Annotated in this window: 17 protein-coding genes; 13 read left to right on the forward strand and 4 right to left on the reverse strand. The window is 76.4% G+C overall.

Annotated features, from left to right (window positions below):
- Positions 1–14: 14 nt before the first annotated feature.
- On the reverse strand, positions 15–410 hold the full coding sequence (locus tag K353_RS22105) for a hypothetical protein (protein WP_111555283.1): 396 nt from the start codon (positions 408–410) through the stop codon (positions 15–17).
- Positions 411–583: 173 nt separating this feature from the next.
- Here K353_RS22105 and K353_RS22110 point away from each other — a divergent pair, with 173 nt between their 5' ends.
- From K353_RS22110 to K353_RS22145, 8 genes are all read left to right on the forward strand, one after another.
- A complete protein-coding gene (locus K353_RS22110) occupies positions 584–1,051 on the forward strand; it encodes an ATP-binding protein (RefSeq protein WP_233533739.1) in 468 nt (155 codons plus the stop codon).
- Positions 1,052–1,166: 115 nt separating this feature from the next.
- On the forward strand, positions 1,167–4,067 hold the full coding sequence (locus K353_RS22115) for a LuxR family transcriptional regulator (RefSeq protein WP_111555284.1): 2,901 nt from the start codon (positions 1,167–1,169) through the stop codon (positions 4,065–4,067).
- 260 nt (positions 4,068–4,327) lie between these two features.
- Positions 4,328–5,872, forward strand: a complete 1,545-nt coding sequence (locus K353_RS22120) for a family 16 glycosylhydrolase (RefSeq protein ID WP_111555285.1) — start codon at positions 4,328–4,330, stop codon at positions 5,870–5,872.
- A 143-nt stretch (positions 5,873–6,015) separates the two neighbouring features.
- Positions 6,016–6,954, forward strand: coding sequence for a carbohydrate ABC transporter permease (locus K353_RS22125; RefSeq protein ID WP_111555286.1), 939 nt, complete (start codon positions 6,016–6,018; stop codon positions 6,952–6,954).
- The gene (locus K353_RS22130; protein WP_199528195.1) at positions 6,954–7,922 is read left to right on the forward strand and encodes a carbohydrate ABC transporter permease; all 969 of its coding nucleotides are present in this window, start codon (positions 6,954–6,956) and stop codon (positions 7,920–7,922) included. Before K353_RS22125 ends, K353_RS22130 begins: the two co-directional genes overlap by 1 nt.
- Positions 7,923–7,967: 45 nt before the next feature.
- Positions 7,968–9,278 (forward strand): ABC transporter substrate-binding protein, encoded by a 1,311-nt coding sequence (locus tag K353_RS22135; protein WP_111555287.1) that lies wholly within the window; start codon positions 7,968–7,970, stop codon positions 9,276–9,278.
- A gap of 243 nt (positions 9,279–9,521) precedes the next feature.
- On the forward strand, positions 9,522–10,349 hold the full coding sequence (locus K353_RS22140) for an IclR family transcriptional regulator (protein WP_111555288.1): 828 nt from the start codon (positions 9,522–9,524) through the stop codon (positions 10,347–10,349).
- A complete protein-coding gene (locus K353_RS22145; RefSeq protein WP_158585461.1) occupies positions 10,346–11,236 on the forward strand; it encodes an SMP-30/gluconolactonase/LRE family protein in 891 nt (296 codons plus the stop codon). Before K353_RS22140 ends, K353_RS22145 begins: the two co-directional genes overlap by 4 nt.
- A 256-nt stretch (positions 11,237–11,492) precedes the next feature.
- On the opposite strand, the gene K353_RS22150 is transcribed toward K353_RS22145, so the two are convergent.
- From K353_RS22150 to K353_RS22160, 3 genes are read right to left on the reverse strand one after another with little or no spacing between them, the layout of a single operon-like run.
- Positions 11,493–12,215 (reverse strand): SDR family NAD(P)-dependent oxidoreductase, encoded by a 723-nt coding sequence (locus K353_RS22150; protein WP_111555290.1) that lies wholly within the window; start codon positions 12,213–12,215, stop codon positions 11,493–11,495.
- Positions 12,212–13,150 (reverse strand): dihydrodipicolinate synthase family protein, encoded by a 939-nt coding sequence (locus K353_RS22155; RefSeq protein WP_111555291.1) that lies wholly within the window; start codon positions 13,148–13,150, stop codon positions 12,212–12,214. Before K353_RS22155 ends, K353_RS22150 begins: the two co-directional genes overlap by 4 nt.
- A gap of 3 nt (positions 13,151–13,153) precedes the next feature.
- Entirely contained in the window at positions 13,154–14,311 is a 1,158-nt protein-coding gene (locus K353_RS22160) for a mandelate racemase/muconate lactonizing enzyme family protein (RefSeq protein ID WP_111555292.1), read from the reverse strand.
- Positions 14,312–14,422: 111 nt separating this feature from the next.
- Between K353_RS22160 and K353_RS22165 the strand changes: the two genes are divergently transcribed.
- From K353_RS22165 to K353_RS22185, 5 genes are all read left to right on the forward strand, one after another.
- Entirely contained in the window at positions 14,423–15,067 is a 645-nt protein-coding gene (locus K353_RS22165; protein WP_111555293.1) for a bifunctional 4-hydroxy-2-oxoglutarate aldolase/2-dehydro-3-deoxy-phosphogluconate aldolase, read from the forward strand.
- Positions 15,064–15,999 carry a sugar kinase gene (locus K353_RS22170; protein WP_111555294.1) on the forward strand — a complete coding sequence of 312 codons (936 nt, stop codon included), beginning with the start codon at positions 15,064–15,066 and terminating at the stop codon, positions 15,997–15,999. Before K353_RS22165 ends, K353_RS22170 begins: the two co-directional genes overlap by 4 nt.
- Positions 16,000–16,175: 176 nt before the next feature.
- Complete coding sequence (locus K353_RS22175) at positions 16,176–17,204, forward strand: metal ABC transporter solute-binding protein, Zn/Mn family (RefSeq protein WP_111555295.1); 1,029 nt, start codon at positions 16,176–16,178, stop codon at positions 17,202–17,204.
- Between the two features lie 32 nt (positions 17,205–17,236).
- Positions 17,237–18,121, forward strand: coding sequence for an ATP-binding cassette domain-containing protein (locus K353_RS22180; protein WP_111555324.1), 885 nt, complete (start codon positions 17,237–17,239; stop codon positions 18,119–18,121).
- The gene (locus tag K353_RS22185; protein WP_233533741.1) at positions 18,112–19,023 is read left to right on the forward strand and encodes a metal ABC transporter permease; all 912 of its coding nucleotides are present in this window, start codon (positions 18,112–18,114) and stop codon (positions 19,021–19,023) included. The genes K353_RS22180 and K353_RS22185 overlap by 10 nt, the downstream gene beginning before the upstream one ends.
- Positions 19,024–19,095 lie beyond the last annotated feature (72 nt).

Consider the following 19,095-nt stretch of genomic DNA (forward strand, 5'->3'; position numbering starts at 1 on the left):
CCGGCGGCCGGGCGTCAGGCGTGCGGGGCCCGCTCGGCGCCGACCCGGGCCTCGCGCTGCCGGGCGGCCCACGCGCGCATCCGCTCCACGGACTCCGGGTCGTCGGCCGCGCCGGTGTCCAGCACCGTGGTCGCGCCGTCGCCGAGGTCGACGAACCGGTGCTCCATGGTGCCGGTGGCGACGATCGACAGCACGGCGAGGAGCTCCTCCTCCACCTCGCGGGTCAGGTGCGCCCGGTCCTCGGGGGCGAGGTCGAGGACGTGGTCCTCGGCGGGGGCGGCGAGGGAGGCCACCGCGGGGGCGAGGAGGCGGCCCAGCACCCGGAACTCGTCGGGGGTCATCCGGGCCCGCAGGGTGTCGAGGTAGAGGCGGACCCGCTCGGCCCGGGTGGGGGTGGTGTCGTCGTGCACCGGGCCATCCTGCCAGCGTCCGCGCCCCGTTCCCGGCCCGGGGAGGCGAACGTCTCCGATCCGGGCGGTGAACCGTGCCGTTTCCTTGGGGTGCACCCCCTGACGCCGGGGGCGGGCCCGGGTGGGACAACGGAGGGAGAGCCCGCCCACCGCACCCGCTGGAAGTGATCGCCGTGGCCACGACCGAGATCCCGACCGCCCCCCGCCCCGCCCCCGTTCCCGCCGCCCCCGCCCCCGCCGCCGTCCCCGCGCCGGGACGGCAGGGGGAGCACTGGGCGGTCGAGCACCGCCCCGACGCGCTCGGGCCGCTCCGCCGGTCGGCCCGGGCGTCGCTGGACTCCTGGGGGGTGGAGCCCGCCGCCGCCGACGCCGCGGTCCTGGTGGTGTCCGAACTGGTGGCCAACGCGGTCCGCCACGCCCTCCCGCCGGTCGCCCTCCGGCTCCGCCACGACCGCGCCGACCGGCGGCTCTGGGTCGAGGTCACCGACGGCGGCCCCGCCCGCGCCGCCGCCCCCGACCTGCCGCCGCCCGACGAACACGGCCGCGGACTGCTCCTCGTCGCCGCCCTCGCCCTCGCCCACGGCGCGCGCCCGCACCACGGCGGGACGGTCGTCCGCTGGGCCTGCGTCGCGGCGGGCTGAACGGCCGTCCCTGCGCCGGGCCGGACGCCGGGCCGGACGGCCGACCGCGCCCGCTCCGACCGACCGGACCGCCCCTGACCTGGACCGATCCGGTGCGAGCGGCGAAGATGGGCAGGTGAGCGCCGAACCCGGGCCGCCCCCGGCCCCCGCACCGGACGCGGCACTCCTCGAACGCGGCCACGAATCGGCCGTCCTCGACGCGACGGTCGCCGCGGCCGGGCGCGGTGCCGGGACGGCCGTGCTGCTGGAGGGGGTGGCCGGGATCGGGAAGAGCGCCCTGCTGCGGTACGCCCGCGACCGGGGCCGGGTGGCCGGGGTGCGTGTGCTCACCGCGCGGGCCACCGAGCTGGAGACCAGTTTCGCCTTCGGCGTCGTGCGGCAGCTGCTCGAACCGCTGCTGGCCGCGGCGCCGCCCGAGCGGCGGGCGGCCCTGCTGGCCGGCCCGGCACTGGCCGCCACCGCGGTCCTCGCCCCGCTCCCGGAGGAACCGGAGGCGGCGGCCAGGCCGGCGATCGGCGACTTCGCCGCGCTGAACGGCCTGCTGTGGCTGGCGGTGAACGCGGCCGAGGAGGAGCCGCTGCTGCTCGTCGTCGACGACCTGCACTGGTGCGACCCGCCGTCGCTGCGCTGGCTGGCGTTCCTGCTGCCCCGGCTGGCCGAGCTGCGGATCGCGCTGGTCGCCGCCGTGCGCAGCGACGAGGCGGTCGAGGCCCGGCCGCTGCTCAACCAGGTCGCCACCGACCCGGCGTTCACGGTGCTGCGCCCGCGCCCGCTCGGCCGGGGCGCCGCCGCGGAGTTCCTGACCCGGGCGCTGGAGCGGGGCGGCGTCGAGCCGGACTTCGGCCGGGCCTGCCACGACGCCACCGCGGGCAATCCGCTGCTGCTGCGCGAGCTGGCCCGGGCCGTGCGCGAGCAGGACCTGCCGACCGACGCCGCGCACGCCGGGTACGTGGTGGACCTCGGGCCGCACGCGGTGGCCCGGCTGGTGGAGCGCCGCCGGGACCGGCTCGGTCCGCGGGCGCGGCGCTTCGCCGCCGCGCTCGCCGTGCTCGGCGACGACGCGCCGCTGGCCGACGCGGCGGCGCTGGCGGGCATCGGCCCGGGCACCGCGCTGCGCTGCCTGGACGAGATCGGCCACCCCGGCACCGTGCACGACGGGGAGGGCTCCGCGGCCGGGCGCGGCCCGCGCCGCCTGCGCTACGTCCACCCGCTGATCCGGGCCGCCGTGTACGCCTCGATCCCGGCGGCCGACCGCGCCCTGCTGCACCGCCGGGCCGCCCGGCTGGTGGAGGCCAGGACCGGCGACGGCGACCCGGCCCGGATCGCCGCGCACCTGCTGCACGCGGTGCCCGCCGCCGACCCGCACGCGGTGGCGCTGCTGCGCCGGGTCGCCGCCCGGTCGGTCGCGGTGGGCGCGCCCGCCGAGGCGGCGGTGTTCCTGCGCCGGGCGCTGGAGGAGCCGCCGCCCGAGCCGGAGCGGGTGCCGCTGCTGCTGGAGCTGGCGGAGGCGACCATCACCCAGGACATCGCCGCCGCGGCCGGCCACCTGCGCACCGCGCTGCGGCTGGCGTCCGGCCCGGTGGAGCGGGCCCGGATCGCGGCGCTGCTGGGCGAGGCGGCGACCTACGTGCAGCCGACCGAGCAGGCGATGGCCGACCTGGAGCACGCGGTGGCGGCGCTGGAGCGGGAGGAGGGCGGCGTCCCGGCGGAGGACCTGCGGCGCCGGCTGGCCGCCACGATGCTGTTCACCGCGTTCGCCTCCCGCTCCGGCCGGGGGGAGCTGGCGCGGCGGATGCCCCGGCTGCGCGAGCTGGCCGAGCACGACGGGCCGGGGGCCCGGATGCTGGACTGCGCGATCGCCTACCAGGACGCCATGACGGGCCGCCCGGACGCGGCGGACCGGGCCCGGCGCGGGCTGTCGGGCGGGCTGCTGGAGCCGTCCGAGCACACCGTCACGGCGCTGGCGCTGGCCCTCGCGGTGCTGCTGCTGGCGGAGGACCCGGGCGCGGCGGCCCGGCTGGACGCGCTGACGGCCGACGCCCGGCGGAGCGGTTCGCTGCGCATGCTGGCCTCGGCGAGCACCGTCCGGGCCCGGGGCTGGCTGCTGGCCGGGCAGTTGGCGGAGGCCGAGGCGGACGCCCGGGAGGGGCTGGCCGCGGCCGGGATCTACGAGCGGACGGGGCTGCGGACCACGGTGCTCGGCCCGGTGGTGCGGGCCGCGCTCGGCGAGACGCTGATCCTGCGCGGCGACCTCGACGAGGCCGGGCGGGTGCTGGCCGCCGCCGGGCCAGCCCACCTGCTCGGCGCCCCCCGGGCCCGGCTGCGGCAGGCCCGCGGCGACGCCCCGGCGCTGGTGGCGCGCGAGGCCCTGGAGGCGGGGAGCGCCGCGGAGGCGATCGGGGTGCTCAACCCGGCCATGGTGCAGTGGCGGGTCCCGGCGGCGCTGGCCCTGCACGCGGACGGCCGCACCGGGCGGGCCCGGGAGCTGGCCGTCCGGGAACTGGAGCTGGCCCGGCGGTGGGGCGCCCCCGCGCCGGTCGGGCGGGCGCTGCGGCTGCTGGCCGACCTGGCGCCGGACCGGGTGGGCGCGGTGGAGCTGCTGCGGGAGTCGGTCGCCGTGCTGGAGGGGTCGGCGGCGCGGCTGGACCTGGCGGCGGCGCGGGCCGACCTCGGGGTCGCGCTGCACGCGGCAGGGCGGGCGGCGGAGTCCCGGACGGTGCTGCGCGCGGCGCTGGACGCGGCCGACCAGTGCGGGGCCCGGCCGCTGACCGAGCGGGTGCGCGGCGCGCTGCGGGCGGCGGGCGCGCGTCCGCGCCGGGCGGCGCTGTCCGGGCCGGGGGCGCTGACCCCCAGCGAGCTGCGGGTGGCCGAGCTGGCGGCGGCGGGGGCGACCAACCGGGCGATCGCGCACCAGCTGTTCGTCACGCCGAAGACGGTCGAGGTCCACCTGTCGCGGATCTACCGCAAGCTCGGCATCTCCGCCCGCACCCAGCTCGCGGCGGCGCTGCGCGGCTGAGCGGACGGCTGAGCGTCCGGGTGGCCGGGTGGCCGGGTGGCCGCGCGGGCCCCTTACCCGACCCCCCGATCTTTTCCGCCGCCGCAGCTGCGGGGTGTCCGTCCGGGGCGGCCCGGCGTTGACTCGTCCCTTCGGGCCGGTGCTCCGCCGCGCGCCACCGGATGTGGATTGACTCATCAGATAGTGCATGGCTCTTGCTAAAAGCGGATGGGCTAGCCACTATATGAGCCACCACCCACCAGTTCGAAAGGCGGTCCCCCATGACTGCTGGCCCTGTCACGCGCCTGCGTCGCCGCACCCTTGCCGGAACGGTCGGCCTCGCCACCGCCCTCGGCCTGCTCACCGCGGTCGGCCCGGCCGCCGCGACGGCCGGTGCGACCGGCACGCCCTGCGCCAACCCCGTCGACCCCACCGGCGTGAGCTACCCGCTGCCCTGCCTGCGGCAGGTCTTCGCCGACAACTTCGACGGCACCGCGCTCGACCCCGCGAAGTGGAACGTCCGCCAGACCTCCTGGTCGAACGACTCCAACGTCTCGGTGAGCGGCGGCGAGCTGAACATCGACATGAAGCGGGTGAGCGCCTCGGCCGGGAAGGACGGCTTCCGCGGCGGCGGCGTCTCCTCCAAGCAGCGCTTCGGCTACGGGTACTACGAGATCACCGCGACCCTCCCGCAGCTGACCCCCGGCTGGCACCCGGCGTTCTGGACCCAGATGTGGGACGGCGCCGAGGGCCGCCCGGTGTACGACCGGCCGTTCACCGAACTCGACGTGTTCGAGGTCCAGTCGGTGGCCCCGCACGGCACCGCCCCCGCCACCACCAAGCTCGACGGCGGCGTCATCACCTGGAACAACAACACCTCCGGCAACGACGTCAAGAACTCCGAGTTCAAGCCGCGCTTCCCCTGGAAGAAGGCCGACGGCACGCCGCTGTGGAACGAGCGGCACCGCTACGGCCTCTACTACACGCCCACCGCGCTGACGTACGTGCTGGACGGCACGCCGATCGGCACCGTGCCGAACCCGGTCCGGGACCCGATGCCGGGCACCGCGAGCTACCCGGCGGCGGCCTACAACTCGCCGATGTCGATCTGGATCTCGGCGGTGCTGACCACGCCCGCCTACATCGGCGCGGACGTCCCGGTCGGCACCGACTTCGGGACGTATCGGGTGGACCGGGTCGCCTACTACGCGCCCGACGGGCAGGTCCCGCCGGTGGACGACCCGACGCCGCTGCCGGACGCGTTCACCACCGTCGCGGAGGACTTCGCCGACGGGGCGGCCCGCTGGTGGAAGAAGCCCGGCTCGACCTGGACCACCGTCCCGGCCGGGACCGGCCACGGCCTGCGCCACCCCTCGGCGCAGGGCGACGCGATCGCCCTGCTCGGGCAGCCCGTCGCCGACCCGCAGCCGCCCAACACCCTCCCGTTCGCGCCGGACTGGACCAACGTCGCGGTGGAGGCGACCGTCACGCTCGACGGCGCCGGCCAGGGCGCCGGGCTGATGGCCCGCGCCAAGGACGACCAGAACTACTACTACCTGCAACTGCTGCCCGCCAAGCAGCAGGTCGCGCTGGTGCGCAAGGCGGACGGCGCCTCCACCGTGCTGGCCACCGCCCCGGCGGCCGTCACGCCCGGGACGGCGTACCGGCTGAAGCTGACGGTGGAGGACAACACCCTGACCGGCTACGTGGACGGGGTGCGCAAGCTCGCCAAGGACGACTTCGCCTTCGGCACCGGCCGGATCGGGCTCAAGGGCTACCAGCAGGCGTTCACCGCCTCCGGCCTGACGGTCACCGCCCTCGGCTGAGCCGGCGCCCGGGCGGGGCGACGGCACCCCCGACCTCCCGCCGCCCCGCCCAGGCAACGGATTCATATAGTAAATCTGACATCCATTTACTGGATGTGTCTTCCGGGATACGGTGACGTGTCGTCACAGTATGAGGAGTGAACATGGCGATAACCACCGAACCCCCGCCCGTCCGGACCGCGCCCCCCGCCCCCCGCCCCGCCGCGCGGCCCCGGTCGGCGGGTGCCCGGGACCGCACCTTCGGCTTCATGCTGGCCGCGCCCGCGCTCACGCTGTTCCTCGTGGTGGCCGTCTACCCGCTGCTGGCCGGCATCGCGACGAGCTTCTACGACCAGTCCCTGATCCGGCCCGAGCGCAGGTTCGTCGGCCTGGACAACTACACCGCCGTCTGGCCCGACTTCGTGGACCGGCTCGGCACCACCCTGGTCTTCTCCGGCCTGGCCACGCTCTTCCCGCTCGCCGTCGGCCTCGCCCTCGCCGTCCTGCTCAACGCCCGGCTGCGCGGGCGCGGCCTGCTGCGCGGCGCGCTGATGCTGCCGTGGCTGCTGCCCGGCGTGGTGGTCTCCTTCCTGTGGGCCTGGATCTTCAACGACAGCTACGGCGTCCTGGACCACCTGCTGTCCGGCCTGGGCCTGCCCCAGGTCGACTTCCTCGGCCGCCCGGCCACCGCGATGCTCGCCGTCGTGGTCGCCAAGACCTGGAACTCCTTCCCCTGGGTGATGGTGGTCGCGCTCGCCGCCCTGCAGTCGCTGCCGCGCGAGCAGCTGGAGGCCGCCGCCCTGGACGGCGCCACCCGCGCCCAGCGCTTCCGGCACGTCTCGCTGCCGCACCTGGCCGGGCCGGTCGCCCTGGTCGCGATGCTGGAGTTCATCTACAACTTCGGGTCCTTCGACATGATCTTCGTGATGACCGGCGGCGGCCCCGGCACCTCCACCATGACCCTCGCCGTCAGCCTCTACCGCTACGCCTTCACCGAGTTCTCGCTCGGCCGGGCCGCCGCGATGGGCGTGCTGTGGCTGGTGTCCCTGTCCGTGGTGTGCGCGGGCTACTTCCTGCTGGACAAGAAACTGGAATCCCGCTGATGGCCCTGCCCGCCCCCCGTTCCCCCGGCACGCCCGCCCACGAGCCCGCCCACGAGCCCGCCCGCACGCCCGTCCACGAGCCCACCCGCCGGGCCGCCCGCCGCGCCGCCCGCCGCGCCGCCCGCCAGGTCGGCGAGGGCATCACCGCCCCGGCCCTCGGCCCGTGGGGCCGGGCCGCCCTCACCGCCCTCGCCCTGTTCGGACTGCTGCCGGTCTACTGGCTGTTCGCCACCGCGTTCATGCGCCGCGGCGACGTCTTCGCCGCCGACCGCCCGCTGTTCCCGGTCCACCCGACGCTGGAGAACTTCCGCGCGTTCTTCGACGACCCGGCGCTGCTGCGCGCCCTCGGCAACTCCGCGGTGGTCTCCACCGCCACCGCCGCGGTCTCGGTGCTGGTCTCCGGCCTGATGGCGTACTCGCTCTCCAAGTTCCGCTACCGCGGCCGCAACGCCGTCATGGTGATGTTCCTGCTGGGCCAACTCCTGCCCGGCGCCCTGCTGCTGGTCACGCTGTACCTGATGTTCGGCGCGGTCGGACTGCTGCACACCTACACCGCGGTGGTGCTGGCGTTCACCACCTTCACGCTGCCGCTGTCCGCGTTCCTGCTCAAGGGCATCATCGACGGCCTGCCGGACGAACTCATCGAGGCCGGCCGGGTCGACGGCCTGTCGAACAACGCGATCCTGTTCCGGATCGTCTTCCCGCTGATCACCCCGGGCCTGGTCACCGCCGGGATGTTCGCCTTCATGCGGGCCTGGAGCGACCTGCTGTTCGCCCTCACCCTGGCCGGGCCCGACAAGCAGACCCTGCCGGTCGGCCTGACCACGGCCTTCATCCACGAGGGCGCCGCCGACTGGCCGGCCCTGATGGCCTCCTCCGTGGTGACCTCGCTGCCGCTGGCCGTCGTCTTCGTCGCCCTGCAGCGCCACTTCGTCTCCGGCCTCGCCGCCGGGGCCGTCAAGGGCTGACCACCCGCCCGCCCACCCTCGCCCCCCCGTTCCCCAGGAGCAGCGATGTCCTTCACCCCCGACACCCACCGGCCGCTGTCCCGCCGCGGCCTGCTCGCCGGCCTCGGCGCGCTCGGCGTCCTCGGCGCCGCCGGCCTGACCGGCTGCTCGACGCCCGCCCCCACCACGTCCGCGCCCGGCGGCGCCACCGAGACCGGCACCATCAACTTCTACAACAACGTCCTCGGGGAGGAGTCGCAGAAGGCCGCCTGGCAGGCCGCCGTCGACGGCTGGCAGAAGAAGTCCGGCCGGAGCGTCAAGCCGGTGATCTACCCGTACGACCAGGCGTCCACCCAGCTGGCGCTGGCCGCGAGATCCGGCGACTTCGCCGGCGTCGGCCAGGCCGGGCCCTGGCAGGTGCTGGTGCCCACCGGCATCCTCGCCGACGTCTCCGACCTGGCCGCCGGGATGAGCCTGCCCACCCGGATCACCGACTCGCTGCGGATCGACGGCAAGCTGCACTACCTGCCGGTCAACGCCTCCGGCATCGGCCTGGTCGCCGACGGCCGGATCGCCGACGAGGCCGGCCTGCGGGCCGGGCTGGGCGTGGAGGAGTTCGCCGCCGCCCTGGAGCGGATCAAGAAGCAGGACGCCAAGCTCATCCCGTACGCCGCCGTCACCAAGAACCCCGACCTGAAGGACGCCGTCCACTGGATGTGGGGCTGGGGCAGCCCGGTGGTCACCGACGACCGCAAGGTCACCATCGGCGACGCCGAGTCGGTCGCCGCCGTCACCTGGTACAAGCAGCTCCAGGACGCCGGGCTGACCAAGTCCGGGGTGGCCCGCAGCGACGCGCGCATCCTGTTCGCCCGCGGCCAGGCGGTGCTGTACGACGACGCGCCGCTGGCCCGCAAGTTCGTCACCACCAACGGCGGCAGCGCCGAACTGGCCGCCGCCGTCCGCCCGTTGCAGCGGCCGCAGGCCGGGGGAGCGCCGTCCTTCAACCGGTTCTGGGGCAGCGGCCTGTTCTGCAGCTCCGGCAAGGGCGAGAAGACCAGCAAGGACTTCATCGCCTACGTCGCGGGCGACCCGGCCGCCGCCACCGCGCTGTACCAGCAGTCCGCCCTGGCCCCCGCCGACGCCGCCGTCGCCGCCCGGGTCCCGGGCCTGGCCCAGGACACCTTCCAGACCCTGTTCCGCACCGAGATCGCCGACCACTCGCGGGCCGCGGCCTGGGACCGGCTCGCCGCCTACGCCCAGATCGACACCGCGATCGGCGACGGCGTCGCCGCGATCCTGGCCGGGCAGAGCCAGGTGCAGAGCGGCCTGAACGACCTGCGCAAGAAGGTCGAGGACATCCTCGCCCAGAACCCCTGAGCCGCCCAGAACCCCTGAGCCGCCCGGAGCCCCTGAGCCGCCCGGAACCCCCGAACCGCCCTGATCCGCCCCTGAACCGCCCCCGCGCCGACCTGCCCCGCCGCCCCTCCGGGCGGCGGGGCAGCCGCCGCTGGTCGCGGGGCCGCGGTGGCACCTCAGTGGTACGCATGATATGCAAGCGTGTTGCAACTTGTGGATAGCCGATGGCGCGGCCGGAGCGGTCGCGCCCGACCGAGGAGGGCCATGACCACCGAATCCGGGGCCGGCACCCAGGCCGTCGAACGCGCCATGTCGCTACTGCTCTGCTTCTCCGACGAGGACAGCGAACTGCGCATCTCCGAACTCTGCGCCCGCACCGGACTGGGCCAGTCCACCGTCTCCCGGATGGTCGCCTCGCTCGACCGGCTGGGCTTCGTCGTCCAGGACGCCCGCACCGGGCTCTACCGGCTCGGCCCGACCTCGGTGACGCTCGGCTCCGTCGCCCTCAACAGCTCCCCGCTGTTCCGCGCCGCCCGGCAGCTCGCCCAGAACCTCGCGCAGAGCACCGGGCTCGGCGTCAACCTCGCCGAGTTCCGCGACGACCAGCTGTTCTACCTGTGCAACTTCGAGGGCGCCCGCTCCCCGAAGAACTTCACCATGGCCGGGCGCACCGCCCCGCTGCACGCCACCGGCATGGGCAAGGCCGTCCTCGCCGACCTCGGCCCGGACTACGTCGACGCCTACTACGCGGCCGGCCGGGCCGACGGCTACACCCCCCACACCCTCACCGACCTCGCCGCGATGCACACCGCGCTGGCCGAGGTCCGCAGCCGCGGCTGCGCCACCGAGGTCGAGGAACTCGCCTTCGGCCGGGCCTGCGTCGCCGCCCCCATCCGCGGCCGGGCCGGGAACGTGGTCGCGGCGCTGTCGCTGAGCGGCCCGCTCTCCGAACTCGACCTGCCCCACCGGCAGCAGGAGTGGGCGCTCACCGTGATCGAGGCCGCCGACGAACTCTCCGTCGGCCTCGGCTTCTCCGTCACCCGCGCCCCCCAGCCCCGCCTGCCGGCCGCCACCGCGGAGCCCGCGCGGTGAACCCGCCGCTGCGGCGCACCGCCCTGCCCCGCACCCGCCTCGGCGAGTGCCCCCGGGCGGACGCCGCCACCGCCACCCTGAGCTGGGTCGACCTGGCGGCCGGACGCCTCTGGCGGGCCGACGCCCGCCCCGACGCGGACGAGCCGCTGGGCGCGCCCGTGCTGCTGGCCGAGTTCCCCGGCGAGACCGGCTGCGCGGTGCGGGCCGGGGACGGCGCGGACTGGCTGGTGGCGCTCGGCGGCGCGGTCGTCCACTGGCGGCCCGGCACCCCGCCCGCCGCCGCCCCGGTCGTCGCGCAGCTGGAGGCAGACCCCGGCCCGGCCCGGCTCAACGACGGCGCCGTCGACCCGCACGGCCGCCTCTGGGTCGGCTCGATCGGCCACCGCCGCCCGCTCGAACCCGTCGCCCGCCTGCACCGGCTCGGACCCGACGGGACGCCCGCCGTCCTGCTCGACGGCATGCTCGCCGCCAACGGCATCGGCTGGAGCCCCGACGGCACCCGGGCGTACGTGGTCGACACCGGCCGCCGCCTCGTCCACCGGCTGCGCACCGACCCGTCCGACCCGGCCGCCCCGCCCCGGCCCGACGGCCCCCCGCTGCCCGTCCCGCAGGGCGCGCCCGACGGCCTGGCCGTCGACCACGAGGGCTGCCTCTGGGTGGCGCTGTGGGACGCCGCGGCCGTGGTCCGGCTCGCCCCCGACGGCACCGAACTGCGCCGGGTGGAACTGCCCTGCTCCCGCCCCACCGCCTGCGCCTTCGTCGGCCCGCACCTGGTGATCACCACCGCCACCGTCGCCAGCGAGGACGCCTCCGGCTGGACGTACACCCTGGACGTCGGTGTCGGCGGTCCTGCGGCGTGCCGGGCGGTGTTTCCGGTCGGGGGGTGAGGTGGGGGATGTCGTGGGCGGGGACGCTTCCGGCTGGACGTACACCCTGGACGTCGGTGTCGGCGGCCCTGCGGCGTGCCGGGCGGTGCTTCCGGCTGGGGGGTGAGGTGGGGGAGTGCCGCTGCGCGGGGGGAAGTGTCTCGGGGCGTTCGGCGACGGGGACGGCGGTGTCGGCGGGGCGCGCTGCGTGCCGTCGGACGTGCCGGTGCCCCGCCGGCTCGTGACGGGCGAGCGGGCGGGGCACCGGGGCGGGGGGTCAGGCGCCGTCGTAGAGGCGGGCGCGCAGGTCGGGGCGGAGGAAGGCGGCGGGGGAGGCCACGGACAGACCGCCGTCGACCGGGAGGACCACGCCGGTGACGAAGGTCGCGCCGGCCAGGAAGTGCACCGCGTGGGCGACCTCCTCGGGGCGGCCGACCCGGCCCAGCGGGTAGCCGTCGGCGACGTGCGGGAGGTGCTCGTTGCCGATCATCCCGGGTGCCACCGCGCTGACCCGCACCCCGCGCGGCCCGTAGTCCAGGGCGAGTTGGCGCACCAGCCCCTCGACGCCCGCCTTGGCCGCCGCGTACCCGGGCAGCCACGGCGCGGCCAGCGTCGCGTTCACCGAGCCGACCGCGACGACCGCCCCGCCCGGGGGCAGCACCCGCAGCGCGGCGGCGGCCGGGAAGAACGCGGTGTCCAGGGTGTTGTCGAGCGCGGCGCGCCACTGCTCGGGGCCGATCTCGTGCGCCCGGCCGGGCGCCATCACGGCCGCCGCGAGGACCAGCACGTCCAGGCCGCCGAGCAGGTCGACGGTGCGAGCCACCGCCCGGTCCGCGCCCTCGGCGGTGCCGGCGTCCAGCACCAGGGAGTCGGCGAGCGCCGGGTCGGGGTCGGGTTCGACGCTGACCCCGACCACCCGGTCCCCGCCGCGGGTGAAGACCTCGGTGATCGCCCGTCCGATCGGGGAGGAGCTGCCGATCAGCAGCACGGCCCGGCTCACCGGACGCCCGCCCGTCCGGCGGGCACCCGGCCGGTGGCGGGCGCCAGTTCCAGGTCGGCCAGCACGTCGTCCAGGGCGCGGGCGGTCAGCGGGTCCAGGTCCTGGGCGGGCAGCCGGACGGCGGCGGAGGCGATCACCCCGCGCCGGCGCAGCACCTCCTTGTGCACCGCCCACGCCTGCCCGGGCCGCATGCCGAGGTGGATCAGCGGCAGCAGCCGGGTGAACCGGGCCCGGGCGGCGGCGGTGCGCCCGGCGGCCAGGTCGTCCAGGACCGGGCGCAGCAGGTCGGTGAACTCGCAGGCGGGCATGGTGCCGACGCTGCCGTTGGCGTACTCCTCGCACAGCGCCGCCGCGTTGAGCCCGCCGAGGACCGCGAAGCCCGGCCCGGCGGCGGCGGCCACGGCGGCCATCTTCACCGGCGTGGGCGGGGCCTCCACCTTGACCGAGGTGATGCCGGGGACGGCGGCCAGCACGCCGATCGCGGCGGCGTCGATGGCGACGCCGGTGACGCCGGGCGCGTCCTGCACCATCACCGAGGCGTCGGTGGCGGCGGCGAGCGCGCCGTAGAAGTCGACGACCTGCTGACGGTTCGGCTTGGCGAGGAACGGCGGCAGCACCATCAGCTGGTCGGCGCCGCCGTCGGCGGCGAGCCGGGCCTGCTCGACGGCGACCACCGTGCCGGTGCCGTTGACGCCCGCGACCAGCGGGACGTCCGGCCCGGCCACGGTGCGGACCTCGCGCAAGATCACCCGGCGCTCCTCGGCGGTGAGCGCGAAGCCCTCGCTGGCCATGCCGAAGACGGCCAGCCCGTCGGCGCCGGCGGCGAGTTGGAACTCGACCAGGGTGCGCAGCGAGAGCAGGTCGAGCGCGCCGCTGTCGTCGAACGGGGTGGCGAGGATGGGGACGAGCCCGGTGGGGGTGCGGGTGGGGGACAACGGTCAGCTCTCCTCGGCGAGTCGTTCGACGGTCTCGGTGTCGACCTCGATGCCCAGGCCGGGGCCCTCGGGCAGGGTGAAACCGGCCGGTCCGGCGGTGATCGGGGTGCGCAGGACGCGCTGCGCGTAGGGCAGCGGGGTGGGCTGGTACTCGAAGAACGGGCAGTCGGCGGTGGCGGCGGAGGCGTGCAGCCCGGCGGCCAGCGCGACCCCGAGGCCCACCGAGTGGTGGTGGGCCACCGGTACGTGGTGGGCGTCGGCCAGCGCGGCGATCGCGGTGGCCTCGGTGAGGCCGGTGCGGGCCACGTCGGGCTGGGCGACGGACAGCGCGCGGCGGGTGATCCAGTCGCGGAACTCGTAGCGGTTGCGCAGGCACTCGCCGACGGCGACGGGGGTGGCGATCCGGCCGGCCAGCGCGCGGTGGCCCTCGATGTCCTCCGGGGCGAGCGGGGCCTCGAAGAACAGCGCGCCGCGCCGGTCGAGTTCGCGGCCCAGGCGCAGCGCGTCGGCCAGCGAGTAGACCCAGTGCGCGTCCAGGGCGATCCGGACGCCGGGCGCGGCGGCGGCCACCGCGTCGTAGGTGGCCAGGTCGGCCTCCACGCCCTGGCCGGCCGCCAGCTTGATCGTGGTGGCGCCCTCGGCGGCGAGCCGGGCGGCGAGGGCGGCGCGGCGCTCGTCGGTGGGCTCGGCCAGCCCGGAGACGTACGCGGGGATCTCGGTGCGGTGGGCGCCGCCGAGGAGTTGGGCGACCGACAGGCCGGTGGTGCGGCCGAGCAGGTCCCACAGGGCGATGTCGAGGGCGGCCATCGCGTCGGCCTGGTGGCCGGTCAGGTGGCCGCGTTCGCGCATCAGGTCGCGCATCCCGTCCCAGAGCGGCCGGACGGCGCGCGGGTCGCGGCCGGTCAGCCAGGGGCCGAGCATCCGGTCGACGATCGCGCCGACCACCTCGGGGGCGACGGGGGCGAGCGCCTCGCCCCAGCCCTGGTGGCCGTCGTCGGTGGTGAGGCGGACCAGCAGGGTCTCCATCCGGGCGGAGTAGAGGCTGCGCCAGGGCGGGCGGGTGAAGTAGCCGGGGTCGTCGTCCCCCACCGCGCTGTCGGCGGGGCCGGACGGTCCGGTGGGCTGTTTGAGGATGAAGGTCTTCACATCGGTGATGCGCAAGGGGGCTCCTAAAGTTGGACCATCCGCATTATGGTTTGGCGCTTGCGTATGTTGAAAGTAGTATCCACGCTCACCGGGGTACGAGAAACCCCCTGACCACCGGAGGAACCCGTGGACCTGCTGACCGAACTCACGGACCGCAAGGTCCTGGCCGTCGTCCGCGCCGACACCCCCGACCTCGCCGTCGCCTGCCTCCGCACCCTGGCCGGGGCCGGGATCACCGCGCTGGAGGTCTCGCTCACCACCCCGGGCGCGCTGGACGCCATCGCCCGCGCCCGGGCCGACAGCCCGCCGGACGTCCTGATCGGCGCGGGCACCGTCCTCACCGCCGAGCACGCCGAACTGGCCGCCGCCGCCGGCGCCTCGTTCGCCGTCACCCCCGGCCTCACCCCCGGCGCGCCCCGCAGCACCGCCCTCGGCCTGCCGCTGCTGTGCGGCGCGCTCACCCCCACCGAGGTCCTCGCCGCGCTCGACGCCGGCGCCACCGCGGTCAAGGTCTTCCCCGCCGCCACCCACGGCCCCGGCTACCTGCGCGACCTGCTCGCCCCGCTGCCGCACGCCCCGCTGATCGCCATCGGCGGCATCGACGCCGACGCCGCGCCCCGCTACCTCGCGGCCGGCGCCCGCGTCGTCGGCGTCGGCTCGCCGCTGCTCGGCGACGCCGGACGCGGCGGCAGCCTCACCGCCCTCGCCGAACGCGCCGCCCGCCTGCTGCGGGCCGTCGGGCACCGCGCCACCCCGGCGGCGGCCCGATGAGCGGCGTGCTGGCCGTCGGCGAGACCATGGCCGCCCTGCGCACCGCCGCCCCGCTGCGGCTCGGCGGCCCCGCCCGGCTCTCCGTCGCCGGCTCGGAGAGCAACGTCGCCATCGGCCTGGCCCGGCTCGGCCACGAGACGCACTGGCTCGGCGCGGTCGGCGCCGACCAGCCCGGCGAACTCGTCCTGCGCACCCTGCGGGCCGAAGGCGTCGGCCTGCGGTACGCCCGCACCGCGCCCGGAGCGCCCACCGGCTTCATCGCCTTCGACCGGGCCGCGCACGACACCACCCGGGTCAGCTACCACCGCACCGGCTCCGCCGGGTCCACCCTCACCGCCGCCGAGACCGCCGCCGCCGTCACCTCCTGCGCCCCCGAACTGGTGCACCTCACCGGCATCACCCCGGCGCTGTCCGCCACCGCCCGGGCCGCGACCCTGGCCGCCGCCCGCACCGCCCGGGCCGCCGGAGCCCGGGTCACCCTCGACGTCAACTACCGGGCCCGGCTGTGGAGTCGGGACGAGGCCGCCGCCGTGCTGCGCGAACTGCTGCCGTGGGTGCACACCGTCTTCGCCTCCGAGGACGAACTCGACCTGCTCACCCCCGCCGCCGACCCCGTCCCCGACCTGCTGGCCCGGGGCGCGGCCGAGGTGGTCGTCACCGCCGGAGCGGCCGGGGCGCACGCGCACACCCCCGACGGCAGCCGCTCGCTGGCCGCCCTGCCGGTCACGGTGGCCGACAGCATCGGCGCGGGCGACGCCTTCGTCGCCGGCTACCTCTCCGCCGCGCTCGACGGACTGCCGACGGAGGACCGCCTCGCCCGGGGCGTCACCGCCGGGGCCTTCTGCGTCGGCGGCCACGGCGACTGGGAGTCCCTGCCCACCCGCGCCGACCTGGCACTCCTCGCCCGCGGCGGCGGCACCGCCCTGCGCTGACCGGCCCGCGCCGACCGCCTTGGGCCGACCGGCCCGGGGGAGCGGCCGGAGGAGTGCCTGGGTGGCAGGTCAAGATTCGGCAATGATTTTCATCTCGGCCACAATCCCATGGTGATGAAAACCGTTTCCATCTATGGTGAGGGGGTTCCCACCCCCTGCCGAGGAGCACCATCGCCATGCGCATCTCCGCGCCCGCCCGACCCGCCCTCCCCGCCCGACCCGCCCCCCCCGCCCGACCCGCCCTCCCCGCCCGGCCGGTCCGGCTCGCCGCCGCCGCTGCCGCCGCGCTGGCGCTGGCCGCCACCGCCGCCTGCTCGACCGGCCCCGCCAAGTCCGACGACGCCACCGGGACGGCGGGCGCGGCGGGGACGGCGGGTGCGGCGGGGAGGACCATCCGGGTCGCCGCCGCGGAGAGCTTCTGGGGGTCCCTCGCCGCCCAACTCGGCGGCGAGCACGTCGAGGTGAGCGACATCATCAGCAACCCGGACGCCGACCCGCACGACTACGAGCCGACCGCCGCCGACGGCCGCACCGTGGCCGGCGCCCGGTACGTCATCACCAACGGCATCGGCTACGACGCCTGGGCGGACAAGCTGCTCGCCGCCAACCCCGCCCCCGACCGCACCGCGCTCAAGGTCGGCGACCTGGTCGGCGTCCAGGAGGGCGGCAACCCGCACCAGTGGTACTCCCCGGCCGGCGTGCACCGGGTGATCGACCGGATCACCGCGGACTACCAGAAGCTCGACCCCGCCGACGCCGCCTACTTCGACCAGCGCCGGACCGAGTTCCTCGGCACCGCGCTCGCCCCCTACGACCAGCTGATCGCGCAGATCAAGGCCACCTACGCCGGTACCCCGATCGGCGCCTCCGAGTCGATCGTCACCCCGCTCGCCGAGGGCCTCGGCCTCCGGCTCCTCACCCCTGAGGGGCTGCTCGACGCCGTCAGCGAGGGCGCCGACCCGACGGCCGCCGACAAGTCCACCGCCGACCGGCAGATCAGCGGCAGGCAGATCCGCATCTACGTCTACAACAGCCAGAACGACACCCCGGACATCAAGGCCCAGGTCCAGGCCGCCAAGGCGCAGGGCATACCCGTCGCCACCGTCACCGAGACGCCGGACCCGGCCACCGCCTCCTTCCAGGACTGGCAGCTCGCCGAACTCCGGGGCATCGCGGACGCGTTGAAGCAGGCGACCGGCAAGTGACCGCCGCACCCGCCGAGCGCGTCGAGCGCGCCATGACCCGCCCGTCCGACCCCGGCCCCGACCCCGGCCCCGCCGCCTCCGCCGGAGGCAGCCCCGGCCCCGGCCCCGCCGTCCGCCGGCCCGTGCTCGAACTGCGCGGCGCCGCCGCCCGGGCCGGTGGGCGCACCCTCTGGTCCGGCGTCGAACTCACCGCCCGGGAAGGGGAGTTCACCGCCGTCCTCGGCCCCAACGGGGTCGGCAAGTCCACCCTGGTCAAGCTGCTGCTCGGCGCGGTGCCGGCCGCCGCCGGCGAGGTCCGCGTCCCGGAGCGCACCGCCATCGGCTACCTGCCGCAGCGCCGCACCTTCGACGCGGGCGTCCGGATCCGCGGCACCGACCTCGTCCGCCTCGGCCTCGACGGCCACCGCTGGGGCGTCCCGCTCCCCGGGCTGCGCGCCGCCACCCGGGCCCGCCGCCGCCTCGCCCGCCAACGCGTCGACGAGGCCATCGAGTTGACCGGCGCCACCGGTTACGCCCGGCGGCCGGTCGGCCAGTGCTCCGGCGGCGAGCAGCAGCGCCTGCTGCTCGCCCAGGCCCTGGTCACCCGCCCCCGGCTGCTGCTGCTCGACGAACCGCTCGACAGCCTCGACCTGCCCAACCAGGGCGCCGTCGCCGCGCTGCTCGGCCGGATCTGCCGGGAGAGCGGGGTGTGCGTCGTCATGGTCGCCCATGACGTCAACCCGATCCTGCACCACCTCGACCGGGTGGTGTACCTCGCCGAGGGCCGGGCCGTCTCCGGCCCCCCGGCCGAGGTGATCACCTCCGCCACCCTCAGCCGCCTGTACGGCGCCCCTGTCGAGGTGCTGCGCACCGGGGACGGCCGTACGGTCGTCGTCGGCGTGCCCGAGGACTGCCGGAGCTGTGGCCCGTGCTGCTAGCCGAGACCGCCGCACCGGCCTTCTCCTGGAACCTCGCCGCCGACCTCCGGGAGATGTGGTCCTACCTCTTCATGGTCAACGCGTTCCGGGCCGGGGCCGTGGTCGCCGTGGTCGCGTCCGCCGCCGGCTGGTTCATGGTGCTGCGCCGGCAGACCTTCGCCGGGCACACCCTGGCCGTGGTGGCCTTCCCCGGCGCCGCGCTCGCCACCCTGCTCGGCCTGCCCGTCCCGCTCGGCTACCTCGGCGCCTGCACGGCCGCCGCCCTCGGCCTCGCCCTGCTGCGCGACAGCGGCCGGGCCGGGGCGGCGCAGGAGTCCGCGGCCACCGGCACCGTGCAGGCGTTCGCCCTGGCCTGCGGCTTCCTCTTCGTCACCCTCTACAAGGGGCTGCTCGGCGGCCCGCAGGCCCTGCTGTTCGGCACCTTCCTGGGCATCACCACCGGCCAGGTCGCGCTGCTCACCGCGGTCGGCGCGGCCGTCCTGCTGGCACTGGCCCTGATCGCCCGGCCGCTGCTGTTCGCCACCCTCGACCCGGACGTCGCCGCCGCCCGCGGCGTCCCCGTCCGGCTGCTCGGCGCCGCCTTCCTGCTCCTGCTGGGCACCGCGACGGCCGAGGCCGGGCAGATCACGGGCAGCCTGCTGGTCTTCGCCCTGCTGGTGATGCCCGCCGCCACCGCCCAGGTGCTGACCGCCCGGCCCGTCCTCGGCCTGCTGCTGAGCGCCCTGATCGGCCTCGCGGCCTGCTGGCTCGGCCTGTTCGCCGCCTACTACCAGCCCTACCCGCTCGGCTTCTTCGTCACCACCTTCGCCTTCGCCGGCTACCTGCTGGCCCACCTCGGCCGCGCCCTGCACACCGTCCTCGGCCGCACCCGCGGCCCGCTGCCCACCGGAGCACCGGCATGACCGACGCCCGCCGCCGGTCCTGCCACCGGCTCCTCCACCGCCTCCTCCACCGGCGGCCCGCCCTGTCGGCCG

Source organism: Kitasatospora sp. SolWspMP-SS2h, from assembly GCF_003259315.1.
Lineage (GTDB): Bacteria > Actinomycetota > Actinomycetes > Streptomycetales > Streptomycetaceae > Kitasatospora > Kitasatospora fiedleri.